Origin of the sequence: Achromobacter insuavis (assembly GCF_902859645.1) — a bacterium.
Taxonomy (GTDB): domain Bacteria; phylum Pseudomonadota; class Gammaproteobacteria; order Burkholderiales; family Burkholderiaceae_B; genus Achromobacter; species Achromobacter insuavis.
Genome location: NZ_CADIJR010000057.1, coordinates 1 through 19,458, shown reverse-complemented (window position 1 = coordinate 19,458; position 19,458 = coordinate 1). Strand labels below are relative to the sequence as shown.

Genomic DNA, 19,458 nt, shown 5'->3' with positions numbered 1-19,458 from the left:
AAGGAAAAGGAGCGGCTTACGCCAGCAGATAGGAGGCCGGGCTGGCCGACAGGCCCTGCTTGACCTGGCGCGTCGCGTCATCGGCCAGCACTTCCTCGGCGCCGGCCTCGAGTGCGTCGAAGGCCTGGACCACGACGTCCTCGGGCGCGAGCTTGGGCGCGTCCAGGTCGCGCGTCAGGTCGGTATCCACAAAGCCCATGTGCAGGCCCAGCACCTGCGTGCCCTGCTCGCGCAGTTCGTGGCGCAGGCCGTTGGTCAGGGCCCAGGCGGCCGACTTGCTCATGCCGTACACGCCCAGGCGCGGCCGGTTGATCCAGCTGGCGATCGACAGCACGTTCAGCAGCGCGCCGCCGCCGTTGGCCGCGAGCGCCGGCGCGAACGCCTGGGCCACGCGCAGCGAGCCCAGCAGGTTGGTTTCCAGGTGGCGGCGCGCCGATTCGATGCTGTCCTCGGCCAGGAAGCCGCCGATGGCGGCGATGCCGGCGTTGTTGATGACCAGCGTCACATCCTGGGCCAGCGCGGCCGCGGCGGCCACGTCCTGGTCGCTGGTGACGTCGAGCTTGATGGCCTGCACGCCCGGCAGCGTGACGCTGGCCGGATCGCGCGCGCCGGCGTAGACCTTGCGGGCGCCGCGGGCCAGCGCCTCGCGGGCGAAGGCCAGGCCGATGCCGCGGTTGGCGCCGGTGATGAGGACGGTGGCGTTCTTCAATTCCATGATGGATCTCCTGGGTGCTGCATTCGGGTTGTGGCCGGTGATGCCGGCCGGTTATATAAATATGATGATCATCATATTTACGATGGAAAGAATGGCCGCGCGATGCGGCCTGGGATGAACCGGGTCAGTGCGACGCTTGCCGCCCCTCGCTGTCGTATTGCGCCAGGATGGACTCGCGCGCCGCCGCCAGCATGGCGCGGCCCTGCGCGTTGTCGCCCAGCGCGCGCGCCAGCTGGATGGCGCCCACCAGATTGCTGGTGACCGCCATGGCGACGTGCGGCGCGGCGTCGGCCGGCAAGGCCCGTCCGACCACCTCCACCAGGCCCTGCACGCGGCTGGCGGACATCTCACGCACCTCGGGCGACTGGCGCGGCATCTCGGACGCCAGCGCCGAAATCGGGCAGCCGCCCTCGCAGCTGGTCAGGTGGGTCTCGGACAGGTAACTCTCGACCAGGGCGCGCAGCGGGCTGGCGCCTTCGGCGCGGCGGCGCGCCATGCCCTGCGTCATGCGGGCGGCGCCATCGCGGCCGGCGCGTTCCATCGCCGCCACCAACATGGCGTCGCGCGACGGGAAATGGGCGTAGAAGCCGCCGTGCGTCAGCCCGGCCTCCTTCATGACGTCGGCCACGCCCACGCCGGCATACCCCTCGCGGCGGATCGCGCGCGCGGCCGCGTCCACGATGCGCTCGTGCGACAGCTCTTTACGGGAAGCGGGGCCGGCCATGGTCGGGACTCCTTTAATATGATGACCATAATATAAATCCGCCCCGCGCACTTTGCACGCTTTTTTTGTTGCGGCGCACTAATTGGCCGCGGCCGTCCAGGATGGCAAACGGCCGGCCGCGGAAAGCCGGGCCGGCCGTTGGAAAAACGGGGACAAAAAGCCTGGCGGCGTCAACGCCAGATTTCGGGCTCGATGCTGACTTCGCCCTTGTCGGCCGAGAAATACACCACCCCGTCCGAGATATTGGCGTTCAGCTGCATGGTGCGTTCGGCCAGGCTGGCCAGGGCGCGGGTCTGCTCGGACGGCAGGTTGATGACCTTCAGGTTGCGGGTGCGCTCGAGCTTGTTGCGCACGCCGTCCCACCAGATCTTGCTGGCGGAGCCGCCATAGCAGTAGATGATGACCTGTTCGGCGCGGCCGCAGGCGCGCAGGATGCGGCGCTCTTCGGGCTGGCCGACTTCGATCCACAATGTGATGGCGCCGGTCAGGTCCTTGACCCACAGGTCCGGCTCGTCGGTGTCGCTCAGGCCCTTGGTGAAGGCCAGCTCTTCCTGCGCGTGCAGCGCGTAGGCCACCATGCGCACCATCATGCGCTCGTCGGTTTCGGAAGGATGGCGGGCGACCGTCAGCGAGTGGCTGCCGTAGTAGTGCCGATCGGTGTCGGCCACGTTGAGGTCGGCCTTGTAGATAGTGGCGCGCAGGGCCATGGCGAAAAAATCCGTTGAATGGGGCTAATGGCGAAGGCCGCCATGATACCGCCTGCGGCCGGCCGCCCCGCCCCCGGCGGCAATCCGCCCGCCGGCGAAGCGGCGGGCGGGACCCTTGCGTCTCAATAGACGCCGATGGGATGGCGGGCGACGAAGTGCCCTTCCCCGACCTGCACCAGCGGCGCGACCAGCGGATCGTCGCCCAGCTTGCGCATCGGACTGGGGATCTCGTCGACCAGCAGCGAGCGCTCGCGGTGGCGACGCTGCGGATCGGCGATCGGCACCGCCGCCATCAGCTTCCTGGTGTACGGATGCTGCGGGTTCTCGAAGATGGCGCGGCGCGGGCCGATCTCGACGATCTGGCCCAGGTACATCACCGCCACGCGATGGCTGACCCGCTCGACCACGGCCATGTCGTGCGAGATGAACAGGAACGACACGCCCAGCTCGCGTTGCAGGTCCAGCAGCAGGTTGACGATCTGCGCCTGGATCGACACGTCCAGCGCCGACACGGATTCGTCGGCGATCACCACCTTGGGATTGAGCGCCAGGGCCCGCGCGATGCAGATGCGCTGGCGCTGGCCGCCGGAGAACTCGTGCGGATAGCGGTCGATCATCTCGGGCACGAGACCGCACTTGTCCATCAGCCAGCGCACCCGTTCCTGCGCCTTGGCGCCGCTGGCGACGCGGTGGATCAGCAGCGGCTCCATGATGGAGTAGCCGACCGTCATGCGCGGGTCGAGCGAGGCGAACGGATCCTGGAAGATGAACTGGATGTGCCGGCGCAGCGTCTGCATGGCGCTGCCGCGCAGCGCGCCGATGTTCTGGCCGTCGAATTCGATCGAGCCGCCGCGGCTCTTGACCAACTGCAGCAGCGAGCGGCCGGTGGTGGTCTTGCCGCAGCCGGACTCGCCCACCAGCGACAGCGTCTCGCCTGGATACAGGTCGAAGCTGACCTTCTCCACGGCGTGCACGCGCTTCTGCACGCGGCCGAGGATGCCGCCGGTGATGTCGAAGGTGGTGGTCAGGTCGCGCACCTTCAGCACCGGGCCGTTCTCGCGGCGCACGGTGGACGGCGCCGCCATGGCGGGCTCGGCGGGCGCGCCAGGGCGCGCCGCGTCCTCAACCTTGAGCAGCGGGAACGGGGCCGGCTCGTCGGTGCCGTGCATGGCGCCCAGGCGCGGCACGGCCGACAGCAAGGCGCGGGTGTAGGCATGCTGCGGCCGCGCGAAGACCTCGTCGGAACCGCCCTCCTCGACCTTGTCGCCGCGGTACATGACCAGCACCCGGTCGGCCACTTCGGCCACCACGCCCATGTCGTGGGTGATGAAGATCACGCCCATGTCCATTTCTTCCTGCAACTGACGGATCAGCTGCAGGATCTGGGCCTGGATGGTGACGTCCAGCGCCGTGGTGGGCTCGTCGGCGATCAGCAGCTGCGGCTTGCAGGACAGCGCCATGGCGATCATGACGCGCTGGCGCATGCCGCCGGACAACTGGTGCGGATAGCGGTCGAGGATGGCGCGGGCCTCGGGGATGCGCACCCGTTCAAGCATGCGCAGCGTCTCGGCGCGCGCCGCGGCCGCGTCCAGCCCCTGGTGCAGTTGCAGCGCCTCGGCGATCTGGTTGCCGGCCGTGAAGCTCGGGTTGAGCGAGGTCATCGGCTCCTGGAAGATCATGGCCACGTCGGCGCCGCGCACGCGTTGCAGCGTGCTGTCGGGCGCGTTGACCAGGTCCAGCACCTCGCCGTTGCGCCGGCGCAGCTGCATGCCGCCGTTGACGATGCGGCCGCCGCCGTACTCCACCAGGCGCATCAGCGCCAGCGAGGTGACCGACTTGCCCGAGCCGGATTCGCCGACGATCGCCAGCGTCTCGCCCCGATCGACGTGGAACGACACGTTGCGCACCGCTTCGACGACGCGGTCCGGGGTCTTGAAGCGCACGGTCAGGTCGTTGACCTGGACGACGCGTTTGGGATCCATAGTTGCCATGATGATTACTTGTCCTGACGGGGATCCAGCGCGTCGCGCAGCCCGTCGCCCAGCAGATTGAAGCCCAGCACCACCAGGAAAATGGCCGATCCGGGGAAGATCGACATCCAGGGCGCCTGGGTCATGAAGTTCTTGGCCGTGTTCAGCATCGAGCCCCACGACGGGTTGGGCGGCTGCAGGCCCAGGCCCAGGAACGACAGGCTGGCCTCGGCGATGATGGCCGTGGCGATGGTGATGGTGGCCTGCACGATCAGCGGCGGCATCACGTTGGGGAACACGTGGCGGCAGATGATGCGCAGGTCCGAGGCGCCGAGCGCGCGGGCGCTCTGCACGTAGTCCTCGCTCTTGACGGCCAGCACCTGCCCGCGCGTGAGCCGCACGAACTTGGGCGCGGCCGACACGCCGATGGCGATCATGGCGTTGGTCAGGCTGGGCCCGAGGAAGGCGGCCAGCGCGATGGCCAGGATCAGGAACGGGATCGCCAGCAGCGCCTCGGTGGCGCGCGAGATGCAGCTGTCGGTCCAGCCGCCGAAGTAGCCGGCGGCCAGGCCGAAGGGCACGCCCACCACCAGCGCGATCAGCACCGACACCAGGCCGGCCATGAGCGAGGCGCGCGCGCCATAGACCATGCGGCTGAAGATGTCGCGGCCGAGCTCGTCGGTGCCCAGCCAGTAGGACGCCGACGGCGCCTTGCGGATGGTGGTGAAGCTGGTCTGGAACGGATCGTGGTTGGCGATCAGCGGCGCCAGCAGCGCCAGCAGCACGAAGAACAGCACGATCCCCAGGCCCAGCATGGCGACGTGATTGCGTTTGAACTTGCCCCAGGCGCGGTTGCGGCTGCGGGGCGGCGTGACGGCAGCGGCCGTTGCGGGAATGGCGCTCATGCGTGCCTCAGGCGGGGGTTGACCAGGATGTAGAGGATGTCGGCCAGCAGGTTCATCAGGATGAAGCCCACCGCGACGCAGAGCACCACGCCCTGCACCACCGCGTAGTCGCGCGTGAAGACTGCGTCGACCACCAGCTTGCCGAAGCCCGGAATGGTGAAGACCTGCTCGGTCAGCACCGCGCCCGCCAGCAATTCGCCGAACAGCAGCGTCACCAGGGTGACGATCGGCATCAGTGCATTGCGCAGCGCGTGCCGCAGCACCACGCGGCGCGGCGACACGCCCTTGGCGCGGGCGGTGCGCACGTAGTCGGCCGACAGCGCCTCGAGCATGGCCGACCGGGTGTGGCGCATGAGGTAGGCGGCGATCGCGGTGGACAGCACCAGCGACGGCATCAGCATGGTCTTGATCGACAGCCAGAAGTCCTCGGCCGGCGAGACGTAGCCCGAGGCCGGCAGCAGCTTCCATTGCACCGACACCACCATGATGAGGATGATGCCGAGCCAGAAATTGGGGATCGACATGCCCGACAGCGCGGCGATGTTGGCCCCCATCTCGACCGGCTTGCCCTTGCGCACGGCGGCGACGATGCCCATGGGAATGCCCACCAGCAGCGCGAAGAACATGGCCATCGCCGCCAGCTGCAAGGTCACCGGCAGCTTCTGGGCGATCAGCGTGGTCACCGGCACGTCGGTGCGCAGCGACTTGCCCAGGTCGCCCTGCAGCACCTGGCCGGCCCAGGCCGCGTACTGCATCGGCAGCGGGTCGTTGAGGCGGTATTTGTCGCGCAGGTAGTCGAGCACGGCGGGATCGCGCTCTTCGCCGGCCAGGGTCAGCACCGGATCGCCGGGCAGGATTTTCTGCAGCATGAAGACGATCATCGACACCAGTATCAGGGTCGGTATCGCGACGATCATGCGGCGCAAGATGAGTTTAAGCATGTGGAAAAACCGTAGAAAACAAAGGCCACGCGCGCGTGGCCGGCGGGCGCGGCGGCGAACCGCCGCGCACCGATTTACTTCTGCGCGAACGTCACGCCCTTCAGGCGGATCATGCCGTCCGGGTACGGCACGAAGCCCTTGACCTTCTTGGCCAGCGCGAACGGCCACGGCTGGTAGTAGTTGTAGATGCCGGGCAGTTCGTCCTGGATGATGGTCTGCGCCTGGTCGTAGATGGCGCGGCGCTTGGTTTCATCCGGCACCGTGCGGGCCTCGTTGAGCAGCTTGTCGACTTCCGGGTTGCAGTAGTGGCCGTCGTTGAGCGCGCCCTTGCAGGTCACGAAGGTATGGATGTTGCCGTCCGGATCGACCCGGCCCGACCAGCCCAGCATCACCACCTGGAAGTTGCCGCCGGCCGATTCCTTCTGCAGGGCGGCGTATTCGGTGGGCCGCAGCGACAGGTCGAAGCCAGCCTCGGAAGCCATGGCCTGGACCATCTCGGCCACCGACGAGGTGGTGGTGTTGTTGCCGAACATGACCTCGGCCTTGACGCGGTCGAAGCCGGCCTGCTTGAGCAGCGCGCGCGCCTTGGCCACGTCGCGCTTGGTCACGGGGAACTTGTCGCTGTGGTAGGGGCTGGCGGGCGGGAACGGCTGCTGCGCCGGTTCGAAGATGCCGCCGCCGGCCACTTCGTTGATGGCGTTGCGGTCGATGGCGAGCTGGAACGCCTGGCGCACCAGCTTGTTCTTGAACGGGTTGTCCTCGGCGCGCTTGCCGTTGCCGACGTTGAACATGAACTGCTGGAAGCCCAGGCCGGCCACCGGCGCGAAGGTCAGGCTGGCGTCGTTCTTGACCTGCGGCGCGTCGGACGGGTTCAGGCGCTCGAGCAGGTCCAGGTCGCCGGCGCGCAGATTCGACAGGCGCACGGTGGTGTCCGGGATCGGCAGGAAGGTGATGCGCTTGAAGGCGTAGTCCTTGGCGTCGTAGTACTGGTCGAATTTCTCCAGCACGACGCGGTCGTTCTGGATGCGCTCGACGAACTTGTACGGACCCGAGCAGATCGGCTTGCGGCCCACCGCGGCGACGTCGGCGTCGGCGAACGACTTGGGCGACAGCATCATGCCGGCGCGGTCGGACAGTTGCGCCAGCAGCGTGGCGTCGGGCTGCTTGAGCGTCAGCACCAGCGTGGTGGCGTCGGGCGCCTCGACCTTGTCGACCGAGCCCAGCTCGCCCTTGCGCAGGCTGTCGGGCAGCGTCATGGCGCGTTCCAGGTTGGCCTTGGCGGCCGCGGCGTCGAACTTGGTGCCGTCATGGAACAGCGCGTCGTCGCGCAGCTTGAAGGTCAGCACCTTGTTGTCCGGGCTGAACGACCACGAAGTGGCCAGTTGCGGCACGAAGTGCAGCTTGGGATCGATGTCCACCAGCTTGTCGCACAGCGAGGTAAAGACGATGCGGCCGACGTAGGTGCGCGCGCGGTGCGGGTCCAGCACGTCCGGATCTTCCTGCAGGCCGATGCGGATGTTCTGGGCGCAAGCGGCGCCGGCGGCCAGCGCCAGCAAGCCGGCGCCGAAGGTCATGGTCAAGCGTTTCATTGTGTTTATTCCCCTTGTGGCTGCAATGCGCAGGTCAGAAGCCCACGGCCTGGCCGTCGCGCCGGCTGTCGCTGGCGGCGACGTAGCCGAGCTCGTTGTCGCTTTCGGACATGCGCCAGATGAATTGTCCGGCGCCGAAGTCCATGTACGGGTCGTCCACGGATTTCAAAGCATGCCCGAGGTCTTTCAGGCCCGCAATAGTGGAAGCCTTCATATTGGTCTCGATATCCAGCGAGAAATCGCGGTTGACCTTCCAGCGCGGGGCGCAGCAGGCGGCCTGCGGATTCTGGTGGTAGTCGACCATGCGGATCACGGTCTGCAGGTGGCCCTGCGGCTGCATGTCGCCGCCCATCACGCCGAAGCTCATGACCGGCTTGCCGCCGCGCGTCAGGAAGCCCGGGATGATGGTGTGGAACGGCCGCTTGCCGCCCTCGACCACGTTGGCCGACTTGGGATCCATCGAGAAGCCGACGCCGCGGTTCTGCAGGCTGATGCCGGTGCCCGGCACCACCACGCCCGAGCCGAAGCCCATGTAATTGGACTGGATGAACGAAATCATCATGCCGTTCTCGTCGGCGGCGGTCAGGTAGACGGTGCCGCCGGCGGCCGGACGGCCGGCGCCGAAATGGGTGGCGCCGTCCAGGCGGATCAGCTTGGCGCGGCTGTCCAGGTAGTCGTCCGACAGCATCTGCTCGGGCGTGACTTCCATCGAGCGCGGGTCGGCCACGTACTTGTACAGGTCGGCGAAGGCCAGCTTCATGGCCTCGATCTGCACGTGTTGCGATTGCACCGAATCGACCGGCATGTCGGCGATGTTGAAGCGCTCGACGATGCCCAGCGCGATCAGCGCGGCGATGCCCTGCCCGTTCGGCGGGATCTCGTGCAGCTCGTAGCCGCGGTAGGACCGCGAGATCGGCTTGACCCACTCCGGGCGGTAGGCGCGCAGGTCTTCCAGCGTCATGGCGGCGCCGCATTCCTGGCTGAAGGCGGCGATGCGCTCGGCCAGCTCGCCTTCGTAGAAATCACGGCCCTTGGAGGCGGCGATGCGGCGCAGCGTGTTGGCCGCGTCCGGGAAGCGGAAGTGCTCGCCGACCTTGGGCGCGCGGCCCTCGGGCATGAAGGCCTGGGCATAGCCCGGCTGGTTGCTCAGTTCATTGGCGGCGGCGGCCCACTTGTGCGCCACCACCGGCGGCACGGCATAGCCGCGCTCGGCGATCTCGATGGCCGGCTCGAACAGTTGCTCGAACGGCAGCTTGCCGAGCTTGTCGTGCAGCGCGGCCCAGCCGGCGACCACGCCGGGCACCGTCACCGCGTCCCAGCCGCGCTTGGGCTGGATCGCCAGGCCGTCGGCGCCGACGCCGTACTTGCGCTTGAAGTATTCGACATTCCAGGCGGCCGGGGCCACGCCGGAGGAATTCAGGCCATGCAGTTCCTGGCCGTCCCAGACGATGGCGAAACAGTCGCCGCCCAGGCCGCAGGAGACCGGCTCGACCAGCACGATGGCGGCGGCCGCGGCGATGGCGGCGTCGACCGCGTTGCCGCCCTTGAGCAGCATGCGCAGGCCGGCCTGGGCCGCCAGCGGGTGCGAGGTGGACACCACGTTGCGCGCGAACAGCGGGATGCGGATGGAGGGATACGGGTTGACCCAGTCGAAGGATTTCATGGCGCCTGTCTCATATAGGTAAGCAGGCGAAGGTACTCCCGTGATCTAATTAAATCAATTTGATTTTTTGTTCAGTCATAAAAGAAATTTTTGTGAATTGACCCCATGAGCACCATCCGATTCCTGCGCACTTTCCTGGCCGTCGCCCACCATGGTTCGTTCTCCGAGGCGGCCGAGCAGGTGGCCCTGACGCAGGCCGCCGTCAGCTTCCAGATGCGCTCGCTGGAGGCCGAGCTGGGCCGCGAACTGTTCGACCGCAGCGGACGGCTGGCCATTCTCAACGCCGCTGGCCGGGAATTACTTCCGGAAATCAAGCACTTGCTGGATTTATACGACCGTATGCGGCTGCCGCGCACGGTGCCGGGCGAGCTGGCCGGGTCGGTCTCGGTGGGCAGCATCGTGTCCTGCATGGGCACGCTGTCCAAGGTGGTGTCGGGCATGAAGAAATCGCACCCCAAGCTGGACGTGCGCATCCTGTCCGGCAAGGCCAGCGAGCTGGCCGGCAAGGTCGAGGATGGCGAACTGGACGCGGCCTTCCTGGTGGAGGCGGGCCGCAAGATGGCCAGCACCCGCTGGACCCCGCTGTATGAGGAGCCGCTGGTGGTGATCGCCCCGCCCTCGGCCGCCGGCCGCGACGCCCGCCAGGTGCTGGCGGGCAATCCATTCCTGCGCTTTGACCGCACCCAGCGCACCGGTCTGCAGATCGACCGGCTGCTGCGACGCCTGGCGGTGCCGCTGGACGAATTCCTGGAGCTGAACGCGATCGAGACCCTGGTCGAACTGGTGCGCCAGGAAGTCGGGGTGACCCTGCTGCCGCTCATCAACGGCTCGAACTGGAGCGACAGCCCGCAGCTGCGCATCCTGCCGCTGCCCGGCGACCTGGGGCCGGCGGCGCGCGCCATCGGCATGCTGGAACGGCGCGAACACGCCCGCCAGGGCATCACGACCGCCATCTGCGACGCCTGCGCCGCCGCGTTCCGGGCGCGCGAGCCGCAGGCCATCCCGTAACCGGCCCGCCACACGCAACAACGCCCCGCCTCGCCTCCCGGGCGGGAGCGAGACGGGGCGTTGCGCCCGGCGCGGCCGCTGCCGGCCGCGCCGCGGGCGGCGCGCTTACAGGCCCATCGCCGGATCGGTGACCGACGGCTTGCCCGTCTCCACCCGGCCGGCGAAGCGGCGGATGTAGGCCGGATCCTCGTTCAGGCGCGCGGTGAAGTCGAACCAGGCGCCGCTGGCCTTGAGCGACCACGACTGCTCGACCTGGCTGCCCGCCGGCACCGTCAACGTCCACTTCTCATTGTTGGTGTAGTAGGCGTTGGGCGTGATGACGAAGGTGCAGGCCTTCTTGCCGCTGTTGATGAAGCTGGTGTAGACGTCGCCGTTGGCGATGTCGTAGCAGACGCGGATTTCCGCGCCCAGCTCCTCGGTGCGGGCCAGCGCCAGGTCGCCGGCGAAGTGGCGCAGGTAGCCGTTCGGCCCCATCACCCACAGGTCGTACTTGCCGCCGTCGGCGGCCGCGTCCCAGCTGCCTTCGAGCTGCTTGCCGGGCTCGACCGCGTAGCGGCGCGGCAGGCGGTCCAGGTGCAGGCGGTCATAGACGTGGAACACCGCGGCGGCGCTGCCGGTGTTGGCGAACACCAGCCACATGGCGCTGGTGCCCGGCTGGGCGCGGCCGCTGGTGTGCAGTTCGTAGGGCAGCGCGCGCGAGTAGCGCACGCCGGTTTCCTGCTTCGGCTTGACCTGGGTGGCGGTGTCCGGCAGCGGCACCTGCGCCAGGGCCTGCTGGTCGGCGCGGGTCTGGTCGGCCTGGGCCTTGGTCAGCAGCGTCAGGTCGGGCAGTTGCTCGTTGTTGGGCGTGGCGAAGTTGAAGGCCGAGGTCAGGTCGCCCAGCACCGCGCGGCGGTAGGCGCTGATGTTCTTTTCGGCCACGCCGAACCGCGCTTCCAGGAAACGCAGCACCGAGGTGTGGTCGAAGGCCTGCGAATTGACCCAGCCGCCGCGGCTCCAGGGCGAGACGATGTACATCGGCACGCGCGGCCCGGGGCCGTAGACACGGTTGTCGGCCGCGTCCTGCAGCGACGGCTTGATGTGGCGCTCCAGGTCGGTGTTGATGGTGGAGGCGCCCGCCATCGAACCGTCCGGGTTGAGCGACGGCGCGGCCGGCGACGGCACGTGGTCGAAGAAGCCGTCGTTCTCGTCGAAGTTGACCAGCAGCACGGTCTTGCTCCAGACGTCCGGATTGGCCGTCAGGGCGTTGAGCGTTTCCTGGATGTACCAGGCGCCCTGCACCGGGCTCGACGGGCCGGGGTGCTCCGAGTAGTTCGCGGGCGCCACGATCCACGACACCTGCGGCAGCGAGCCGTTCAGCACGTCGTCGCGGAAGCCCTGCAGCAGGCCGTTATCGCTGGCCATGGTGTTGGCCACGCCCTTGTACAGCGGATTGGTGGCGTCGGCCGCGGGCGTCCACGCCGGCGGGCTGGGGTTGCCGGCGGTGGGGTCGTTGCCGGACAGCTCATAGGCCTTGCGGAACTGGCGGAAACCGGCCAGCGGGTTGTCGGTGAAGTTGTCGGGCAGGTTCTGGTAGACCTTCCAGCTCACGCCGGCTTCCTGCAGGCGCTCGGGGTAGGTCTTCCAGGTCCAGCCGATGGTGGACGCGCCCAGGCCGTCCCACTGGTTGCGGGTCGAGGGGCCGTTGCCCTGCGCCAGCGGATCGTTGGTGCCGGTCCAGTGGAACAGGCGGTTGGTGTTGGTGCCGCCGTGCGAGGCACAGTGGTAGGCGTCGCACAGCGTGAAGGCTTCGGCCAGCGCGTACTGGAAGCCGAGTTCCTGGCGCGTGTAGTAGCCCATCGACTGGTTCTGCTTGTAGCGCGGCCATTGGTACAGGCGGCCGCCGTCCCAGGCGTTCTGGGCGTCGAGATAGTCGTGCGGGGTGCCGGACACGCGCTGGGCGTTGCCCTTGGTGCTGTCCAGGTGATACGGCAGCACCACGCGGGTGCCGTTGGTCTGTTCCCAGACCGAGCGGTTCTGGGGCAGCGGCACCGTGATGCGGTCGCCGAAGCCGCGCACGCCCTTGAACGAGCCGAAGTACATGTCGAACGAGCGGTTCTCCTGCATCAGGATGACCACGTGCTCGACGTCATTGATCGTGCCGGTGCGGTTGTTGGCGGGGATGGCCAGCGCGCGGCGGATGGCCGGCGGGAACATCGACAAGGCGGTCAGGCCGGCGCCGGAGGCGGCGGCGTTGCGCAGGAAGCGGCGCTTGCCGGCGTGGATCGGGTCTTTATGGGACGTCACGGATGCGATTCCTTGAATACTGAAAAATGGCGTGGGCTCAGGGCGCGCAACGCAGGAGAGGCTTGGCCGGCTGGGTCGGCGTGTCGGGCTGGTTGCCAGGGTTGCTGTCGTCGTCGTCCTTGTCGCCGCCGCAGGCGGTCAAGGTGGCGGCCACCATCAGCACGGCGCCCAGGCGCAGGAAGGCGCGCAGGATCGGGGAAGCGGTATTCATGTCGTATCTATCCTCGGGACATCAGGGAAACAATTCGGAAACGGACTTGCCGGACAGGGCCAGCGACTTGACCTCGGTTTCGGTCAGGGCGCGCGACCAGAAGGCCAGGTCGTCGAAGTACATGGTGTAGGGGCCCTTGGTGCCGGCGCAGCACACGCCGTAGGTCCCCTTGCCGTCCTCGTTCAGGCCCAGGTGCGGGCCGAACACGCCGGCGATCTGGGCGAAGTTGACGGTGCCGGTGGAAATCGAGCGGCTGAACCAGCCCATTTCCGTGTCGTAGACATAGGCGGCCATGGTCTTGGCGGTCTTGTCGATGACCATCGCCACGTAGACCGGCTTGTTGGGCGTGAACTTGACGCCGTTGATGTCGACGCGGGCGCCGCCGGCCAGGTTGAAGCGCAGCTCGGGGCCGGCCCACTGGGCGATGGTGATGCCGGGGTTGCCGCCGGAGTTGTAGTCCTTGTTGCCCAGGATGGAACGGTCGTTGGCGGTGCCGTCGGACTGGTACCAGAAGCCGATGGTGAACGCCGTGACGCTGTCGAGCAGGCCGGCCGGGTAATCCAGCTTGAAGGCGCCGGTCGGATCGCCCGAACGCTCGTTCTGGAACATCTTGCCGAACACGCCGCGGTCGGTGAACACCGGCGCCTGGACGCCGTCGTACGGCGTGATGGCGCCGCCGCCCGCGGCCTTGTCGGTCAGGTTGCCCTCGAACGGGAACAGCATCGTCAGACCGGTGCGCAGCGCCGGCAGCAGCGGCACCGGCGCGGTGTAGACCACGGTGGCGCGCACCGAGGTCACGGCATTGCCGACCGAGATGGCGTAGTTCAGTTCATGCAGCCCTTCGGTGGTGAACGTGAAGCCCGTATCGACGTAGTCGGTGGCGGTGCCCGGCAGGCGCGCGATCTCCTTGCCGTCGCGGGTGATCACGATCTCGCCGGTGGGCGTGCCGACGCGGGTCCAGTTCAGCGACACGCTCTTGTTGTCCATCGAGGTGCGGCTGGACGCGCGGCGCAACGCCACCGCCTCGAACAGGGAGGCGCCCGCCAGGTCATATTGGCCGGCGGCCGGCAGCGCGCCCAGGTGCGCCAGGATGGTGGGCGCGGCGTCGGCGCCGCTGGGCAGGCCGTACCAGGCGGCGTTCCAGGCGCCGTCGAACGAGGCGTCGTCGGCGCTGCCGCCCAGCATCTGCGGGCGATTCATGGCCAGCAGCGTGGTCTTGTTGGGCGACAGCGGCAGGCCGTCGCTGGCGCCGGTGCGGTCCAGGCCATGGCTGGACGCCACGACCACCAGCCAGTTCTCGTCCGGATGGGCGGCGCGGCGATCGGCCACTTGCGCCAGCAACGCGCCGAGCGCGGCGTCGGTCTGGCGCAGGGTCGCCTGGTAGCCGGCGCCGAAGCCGCCGCTCGCGGCGGCGCGTTCGGCGGCGCCGAACTGCGCCACCACCACGTCGTATCCTTCGGTGATGCGGTCGCGCGCCTGGCTGGCGACGCAATCGTCGACGCCGGCACAGTCCGTCAGGCTCTGCAGGAAGCCCGCGTCGCGGTCGTTGCCGTTCAGGCTGGCCAGCAGCGACGAGTTGAAGGCCGCCGCGGTGCGCGCGGCGGGCTTGGCCGTCTTGACGCGCTGGAACAGCGTCGGCGTCTTGGGCGCCTGGCCCTGCGCGTTGCTGCGCACGCCGTGCTGGTCGGCCCATTGGCCGGTCAGCAGCGTGGCCCAGCCGGGCGCCGACAGCGTCGGCTGCTGCGTGACCGCGCCGGTGACGCCGCCGGTCCACGAGCGGGTCACCGTCAGTTGCGCCAGGTTGGGCAGGGACTTGTCCGCCACGCCCTGGCGATAGGCGTCATAGGTCAGGCCGTCGACGCCGATGAACAACACCTTGGTGGCCGAGCCGCCGCCCGGCTGTACCGCGGGCGGCGTCGCCGGCGTGTCGTCATCGCTCTTGTCGCCGCCGCAGCCGGCCAACGCGCCCAGGGTCGCCAACGCAACGCCCCAGCGCTTCCACTTCAATACCTGCATGTTCTTTCCCTTTCGAAACCCGCTTTGTAGGTGGCCCACATAGTGGCGTCGCAAGGTGAACGACCGATGAAGCAAAGAAAGGAATCGTTGATCGACGGATCAGCTTTTTTTTCGAGTGCGATACAGACGGCAACAAAGGCGGGGGCCGGCAAGCCGGCCTCCGCGGACCGCCGATGCGCTTTCGCGGACTTGTCACGATCGGCTGTTAGAGTCGGGCGCATCCGTGGCGCTTGCGCGTCCATTCTCTTTCCGCCGTTTCATTCATGCCTTTGTCCCTGCGCCTGTCCCCGCCCGCCGCCCCCGCGATGTTCCGCGCCCTTGCCATATTGGCGCTGGCGGCCGGCGTGGGCGTCTGGGGCGCCGTGCTGCTCGCCCCCAAGCCCCCCGCCCTGCCCGCCGCCGTGTCGGCGCCCGCCCCGCGCGCGGCCGACAACATGCCGGTGGCGCTGTGGTTCGGCCGCGATGAAGTGCTGCGCACGCAGATCAGCGTGCTCGGCGTGATCGCCGCCGGCACGGACGGCGCCGCGGTGTTCAGCATCGACGGCGGCCCGCCCGTGGCCTGGCGCGTCGGCGACGAAGTCGCGCCCGGCATCGTGCTCAAGGAAGTCGGCGCCGATGCCGTCACGGTCGAGCAAGGCGGCCGCGCCAGCCGGCTGGCCACGCCCGCCTCGCCGGCGCCGGAGGGCGGCATCGCCAGCGCCGCCAAGTGATCCGGCGCGCCTCATATTGCTGTCATATTTCATGTCCACAATCGCACGCTTCTCACTGAAATACCGGAGTCGTGAAGTGCGCCAGTCATCGCGTGGGCTCGCCCGCCAGCAAGGTTTCACCCTGATCGAGATCATGGTGGTCATCGTGATCATGGGGATTCTTGCGGCCCTGATCGTGCCCCGCGTGCTGGACCGTCCCGACCAGGCCCGCCAGGTCGCGGCGCGCCAGGACATCGCCGGCATCATGCAGGCGCTCAAGCTGTACCGACTGGACAACGGCCGCTATCCGACCACCGCCCAGGGCCTGCGCGCGCTGGTGGAAAAGCCGGAAGGCGCGTCCAACTGGCGCGGCTACCTGGACAAGCTGCCCAACGACCCCTGGGGCCATCCGTATCAATACCTGAGCCCCGGCGTCAAAGGCGACATCGATGTGTTCTCGTTCGGCGCCGACAACAAGCCCGGCGGAGAAGGCGGCGATGCCGACATCGGTTCGTGGGAACTCTGAGCGCGGTTTCACGCTAGTCGAAGTCCTGGTGGTGCTGGTGATCGTCGCCATCGCCGCCAGCATGGTGAGCCTGTCCATCGGCAAGCGCGCCGATCCGCTGCGCGAGGATGCGCGGCGCCTGGTCGACGCCTTCACCGTGGCCGAAGGCGAAGCCCGCAGCGACGGCCGGCCGATCCGCTGGCTGCCCGCCAGCGGCGGCTGGTCATTCGAGCGCCAGGGCCGTTCCAGCGCGCCCAGCGCGCAGGACGACACGCCCCTGCCGGTCGACAAGCTCGAGCGCGACGAAGCCCTGCGCCCGCAGGCGTGGCTGGCGCGCCAGGTGCAACTGCGGCTGTCGCCCGAGCGCCCGCTGGTCTTCAACACCGAATGGGTGGCCGATCCGTTCAGCGTGCAGCTGCGCACGGGCGATTCGCTCGTGACGGTCACGCGCGACGCCGCCGGACGCTATGACATCCACTGAATTTGCTCTCGCGCGCCGCGCGCGGCGCCAAGCCCAGCGCGGCTTCACCCTGATCGAGGTGCTGGTGGCGCTGGCCATCATCGCCGTCGCGATGGGCGCGGCCCTGCGCGCCACCGGCGTCATGGCCGCCAACAACCGCGCGCTGCAGGACAAGACGCTGGCGCTGCTGGCCGCGCAGAACGCGCTGACCCAGCTGCGGCTGGAACAGACCCTGCCGCGCGCCGGCTCGCAGACCGTCGCCTGCCCGCAGGGCGGCCTGGCGCTGCAATGCGAACTGGTGTTCACCAACTCCCTGAACCGCAGCTTCCGCCAGGTGTCGGTCAAGGTCCGCGACGCGGACAATGGCGCGGCCCTGCTGCAGCTGGACGGCCTGCTGTCGAGCCTGCGATGACCTGCCGCCACCCCCATGCCCGCGACCAGGCGGGCTTCACCCTGATAGAAGTGCTGGTGGCGCTGGCGCTGATGGCGCTCGTCAGCCTGATGGCCTGGCGCGGCCTGGACAGCGTCTCCAGCGCGCGCGACTGGATCGCGCAGCAGTCCGACGACACCGACGCCATCGTGCGCACGCTGGGCCAGATGGGACGCGATGTCGAACTGGCCTACAACGGTCCGTCGTTCGCCGCGCCCGGCATCGACACGCAGGTCTTCACGACCGGCGTGCGCCTGTTGCGCGGCGCGGCCGGCGCGCAGGTGCTGGAGATCCTGCGGCCCGATCCGGACGGCGACGGCCGCTGGCAGCGGGTGCAGTGGTCGGTGCGCAAGGACGGTCTGTGGCGCGCCAGCGGCGTGCCCGCCGAACAGGGACCGCTGCCGCCCGTCGGCGACGGCGCGCTGCTGCTGCCCGGCGTGCGCGCGCTGGCGCTGCGCGGCTGGGTGCCGGGCGCGGGCTGGATGGACACCCGCTCGCCCTTCTCCGCCACGCCCAGCGGCATCGAGATCACGCTCGACCGCGGCCCGGCCGGCGACACGCGGCGCTACAGCCGCATCCTGGAGCTGCCATGAGCGCGACCTTGCCGCGCGAGCGCGGCGCCGCCGTCGTCAGCGCGCTGATCATCGTCGCCATCGTCGCGGCGCTGACCACCAGCCTGTTCCAGCGCCAGACCGCCAGCACCCGCCGCATCGAGAACGAAATGGCGCGGGTGCAGGCGCGCATGCTGCTGGCCGGCGGCATCGACTGGGCCCGCCTGGTGGTGCGCGACCACGGCAAGCGCGAATCGACCACGCGCGGCGACCAGATCTGGGCCACGCCGGTGCTGGACACCCGCATCGAGCGTCCCGGCGACGACCGCGTCGCGGTGTTCTCCGGCAAGGTGCAGGACGAACAGGGCAAGTACAACCTGGCCAACCTGGCCAGCAACGGCGTGCCGCAGCCGGAACAGGAACAGGTGTTGCGGCGCTTGCTGGGCGCCCTGCGCCTGCCGGACACGCTGGCCGGCCGCATGATCGAGATCATCGCCGCCAGCCAGCCGCCGGCGCCGGCCGCGGGCGCCCCCACGCCGGCCCAGGGCGGCCAGTCGCCGGACGCGCGCGCGCCGCTGCCGCGCGGCATCGACGACGTGGCCGCGCTGCTGGGACTGGAACCCGCCGTGCGCGGCGAACTGCGGCGCACCATGACCGTGCTGCCCAGCGCCACCAGCGTCAACGTCAATACCGCGCCGCCCGAAGTCATCGCCGCGCTGGTGGCGGGCCTGTCGCTCAGCCAGGCCCGCGCCATCACCGGCGAACGCGATCGCGGCAACTGGTTCAACAACAGCGGCGACTTCGCCAACCGGCTGGCCGCCACCGGCGTCAAGACGCCCGCGCCCGCCGTCAGCACGACCAGCGGCTGGTTCCTGGCCAGCGGCGCGGTCGTTTACGAACGGGCCCGGGTCTCGATGCAGGCGCTGATCCGCAGCGCGCCGCCCGCCGCGCCCGACACCATCTGGACGAGAGAAACCCCTTGAAGAATTCCTTGCGCATCGCGCTGGCCCCGCTCGCCGAACTCGGCCCGGGCTCGCTGCTGCCCTTTGCCTGGTTCGACCGCCGCGGCCGCTGCGCGCGCCAGGGCGAGCTGACGCTGCACGCCCTGGGCCAGGCCTATCCGCAGGCCGCCTGCGAGGCCGTGCTGCACCCGGCCGACGTCATCGCCGCCACCGTCCAGGTGCCGGCCGTGGCCAAGGCGCGCTTTGCCGCCGCCGTGCGCGGCTCGCTCGAGCCGCTGGTGTTGAGCGACCTGGACGACCTGGCGATCGGCCATGGCCCGCGCGGCGCCGACGGCAACGTGGCGCTGGCCTGGGCGGCGCGCGAACCGGTGCGCCGCGCCTGGAGCCTGCTGAACGCGCAGGGCCTGCGTGCCCACGCCCTGATCGCCCCGCAGACGCTGGCGCCCGAAGACCTGACGCCGCTGCGCGATCCGGCCGACCCGCGCTGGCTGGCGCCATCGCCCTCGTGGTCGCTGGCGATGCCGCAGCTGGCGCCGGCGCGCGTATCGCGCTGGCGGCCGGTATGGCGCTGGAGCGCCGTCGCCGCCGTGGTCTGGATCGGCGGCCTGAACCTGCATGCGGCGCAACTGCGCGGCGAGGCGCAGTCGCTGCGCGACGGCATGCGTCGCCAGGTGCTGGCGGCGTTTCCCGAGCTGCCGGTGGTGCTGGACCCAGCCCGCCAGGCGCAGCAAGGCCTGGACGCGCTACAGAACCGCCGCGGCGCCGCCAACGCCGGCGACTTCCTGCCACTGGCGCGCGCCGCCGCGCAGACCCTGCCATTCGCCGCCGACAACGTCGCCCGCCTGTCCTATGCCGACCAGGCGTTGACCCTGCAGCTGGCCGACGCCGGCGCCCAGGCCCAGCGCGTGGCCGAAACGCCCGCGCTGGTCCAGCAGGCCGCCTCGCAGGGCCTGAAGCTGGAACGCGGCGATACCGACAACACCTGGCGCATCACGCGCAGCCAACCATGAAGCCCATTGAACGCCTGAGCGCCGCCTGGCGCGCCGCCCTCAAACCCCTGGCGCCGGCCGCCGACCGCGCGCGCCAGCGCTACCAGGCCCTGGCGCCGCGCGAGCGGCGGCTGGTC

Annotated in this window: 19 protein-coding genes; 8 read left to right on the top strand and 11 right to left on the bottom strand. The window is 69.3% G+C overall.

Annotation, left to right across the window (positions count from 1 at the left end; genetic code table 11):
• Positions 1 to 16: 16 nt before the first annotated feature.
• The 8 genes from H0523_RS23230 to ggt form a co-directional block, all read right to left on the bottom strand.
• Complete coding sequence (locus H0523_RS23230) at positions 17 to 715, bottom strand: SDR family oxidoreductase (RefSeq protein WP_054432008.1); 699 nt, start codon at positions 713 to 715, stop codon at positions 17 to 19.
• Positions 716 to 839: 124 nt separating this feature from the next.
• Positions 840 to 1,439: a TetR/AcrR family transcriptional regulator gene (locus tag H0523_RS23225; protein ID WP_054432009.1), complete on the bottom strand. Its 600-nt coding sequence runs from the start codon at positions 1,437 to 1,439 to the stop codon at positions 840 to 842.
• A 170-nt stretch (positions 1,440 to 1,609) separates the two neighbouring features.
• A complete protein-coding gene (locus tag H0523_RS23220) occupies positions 1,610 to 2,146 on the bottom strand; it encodes a YaeQ family protein (RefSeq protein WP_054432010.1) in 537 nt (178 codons plus the stop codon).
• Between the two features lie 122 nt (positions 2,147 to 2,268).
• Positions 2,269 to 4,128, bottom strand: a complete 1,860-nt coding sequence (locus tag H0523_RS23215; protein ID WP_156351019.1) for a dipeptide ABC transporter ATP-binding protein — start codon at positions 4,126 to 4,128, stop codon at positions 2,269 to 2,271.
• 14 nt (positions 4,129 to 4,142) lie between these two features.
• Complete coding sequence (nikC, locus tag H0523_RS23210; protein ID WP_054432012.1) at positions 4,143 to 5,021, bottom strand: nickel transporter permease; 879 nt, start codon at positions 5,019 to 5,021, stop codon at positions 4,143 to 4,145.
• Positions 5,018 to 5,962: an ABC transporter permease gene (locus H0523_RS23205; protein WP_054432013.1), complete on the bottom strand. Its 945-nt coding sequence runs from the start codon at positions 5,960 to 5,962 to the stop codon at positions 5,018 to 5,020. Before H0523_RS23205 ends, nikC begins: the two co-directional genes overlap by 4 nt.
• Before the next feature lie 74 nt (positions 5,963 to 6,036).
• Positions 6,037 to 7,551 carry an ABC transporter substrate-binding protein gene (locus H0523_RS23200; RefSeq protein WP_054432014.1) on the bottom strand — a complete coding sequence of 505 codons (1,515 nt, stop codon included), beginning with the start codon at positions 7,549 to 7,551 and terminating at the stop codon, positions 6,037 to 6,039.
• Positions 7,552 to 7,585: 34 nt separating this feature from the next.
• Positions 7,586 to 9,214: a gamma-glutamyltransferase gene (gene ggt, locus H0523_RS23195; RefSeq protein ID WP_054432015.1), complete on the bottom strand. Its 1,629-nt coding sequence runs from the start codon at positions 9,212 to 9,214 to the stop codon at positions 7,586 to 7,588.
• 105 nt (positions 9,215 to 9,319) lie between these two features.
• Here ggt and H0523_RS23190 point away from each other — a divergent pair, with 105 nt between their 5' ends.
• On the top strand, positions 9,320 to 10,222 hold the full coding sequence (locus tag H0523_RS23190) for a LysR family transcriptional regulator (protein ID WP_054432016.1): 903 nt from the start codon (positions 9,320 to 9,322) through the stop codon (positions 10,220 to 10,222).
• A gap of 105 nt (positions 10,223 to 10,327) precedes the next feature.
• On the opposite strand, the gene H0523_RS23185 is transcribed toward H0523_RS23190, so the two are convergent.
• Genes H0523_RS23185 through H0523_RS23175 form a run of 3 tightly spaced genes read right to left on the bottom strand, consistent with a single transcriptional unit; the run spans position 10,328 to position 14,735 of the window.
• A complete protein-coding gene (locus tag H0523_RS23185; protein ID WP_054432017.1) occupies positions 10,328 to 12,508 on the bottom strand; it encodes a phosphocholine-specific phospholipase C in 2,181 nt (726 codons plus the stop codon).
• 37 nt (positions 12,509 to 12,545) lie between these two features.
• Positions 12,546 to 12,719 (bottom strand): hypothetical protein, encoded by a 174-nt coding sequence (locus H0523_RS23180; RefSeq protein ID WP_180180154.1) that lies wholly within the window; start codon positions 12,717 to 12,719, stop codon positions 12,546 to 12,548.
• A 21-nt stretch (positions 12,720 to 12,740) separates the two neighbouring features.
• Positions 12,741 to 14,735 carry an alkaline phosphatase family protein gene (locus H0523_RS23175; protein WP_082404548.1) on the bottom strand — a complete coding sequence of 665 codons (1,995 nt, stop codon included), beginning with the start codon at positions 14,733 to 14,735 and terminating at the stop codon, positions 12,741 to 12,743.
• A gap of 263 nt (positions 14,736 to 14,998) precedes the next feature.
• Between H0523_RS23175 and H0523_RS23170 the strand changes: the two genes are divergently transcribed.
• From H0523_RS23170 to gspL, 7 genes are all read left to right on the top strand, one after another.
• On the top strand, positions 14,999 to 15,445 hold the full coding sequence (locus tag H0523_RS23170) for a general secretion pathway protein GspC (RefSeq protein ID WP_054432018.1): 447 nt from the start codon (positions 14,999 to 15,001) through the stop codon (positions 15,443 to 15,445).
• A 76-nt stretch (positions 15,446 to 15,521) separates the two neighbouring features.
• Positions 15,522 to 15,950 (top strand): type II secretion system major pseudopilin GspG, encoded by a 429-nt coding sequence (gene gspG, locus H0523_RS23165; protein ID WP_006394369.1) that lies wholly within the window; start codon positions 15,522 to 15,524, stop codon positions 15,948 to 15,950.
• Positions 15,922 to 16,410 carry a type II secretion system minor pseudopilin GspH gene (gene gspH, locus H0523_RS23160; RefSeq protein ID WP_054432019.1) on the top strand — a complete coding sequence of 163 codons (489 nt, stop codon included), beginning with the start codon at positions 15,922 to 15,924 and terminating at the stop codon, positions 16,408 to 16,410. The genes gspG and gspH overlap by 29 nt, the downstream gene beginning before the upstream one ends.
• Complete coding sequence (gspI, locus tag H0523_RS23155; RefSeq protein ID WP_054432020.1) at positions 16,397 to 16,801, top strand: type II secretion system minor pseudopilin GspI; 405 nt, start codon at positions 16,397 to 16,399, stop codon at positions 16,799 to 16,801. The genes gspH and gspI overlap by 14 nt, the downstream gene beginning before the upstream one ends.
• Complete coding sequence (locus H0523_RS23150) at positions 16,798 to 17,412, top strand: type II secretion system protein GspJ (protein ID WP_054432021.1); 615 nt, start codon at positions 16,798 to 16,800, stop codon at positions 17,410 to 17,412. The genes gspI and H0523_RS23150 overlap by 4 nt, the downstream gene beginning before the upstream one ends.
• Positions 17,409 to 18,353 (top strand): type II secretion system minor pseudopilin GspK, encoded by a 945-nt coding sequence (gene gspK, locus H0523_RS23145; protein WP_054432022.1) that lies wholly within the window; start codon positions 17,409 to 17,411, stop codon positions 18,351 to 18,353. Before H0523_RS23150 ends, gspK begins: the two co-directional genes overlap by 4 nt.
• Entirely contained in the window at positions 18,350 to 19,342 is a 993-nt protein-coding gene (gene gspL / locus H0523_RS23140) for a type II secretion system protein GspL (protein WP_054432023.1), read from the top strand. Before gspK ends, gspL begins: the two co-directional genes overlap by 4 nt.
• Positions 19,343 to 19,458: the final 116 nt, after the last annotated feature.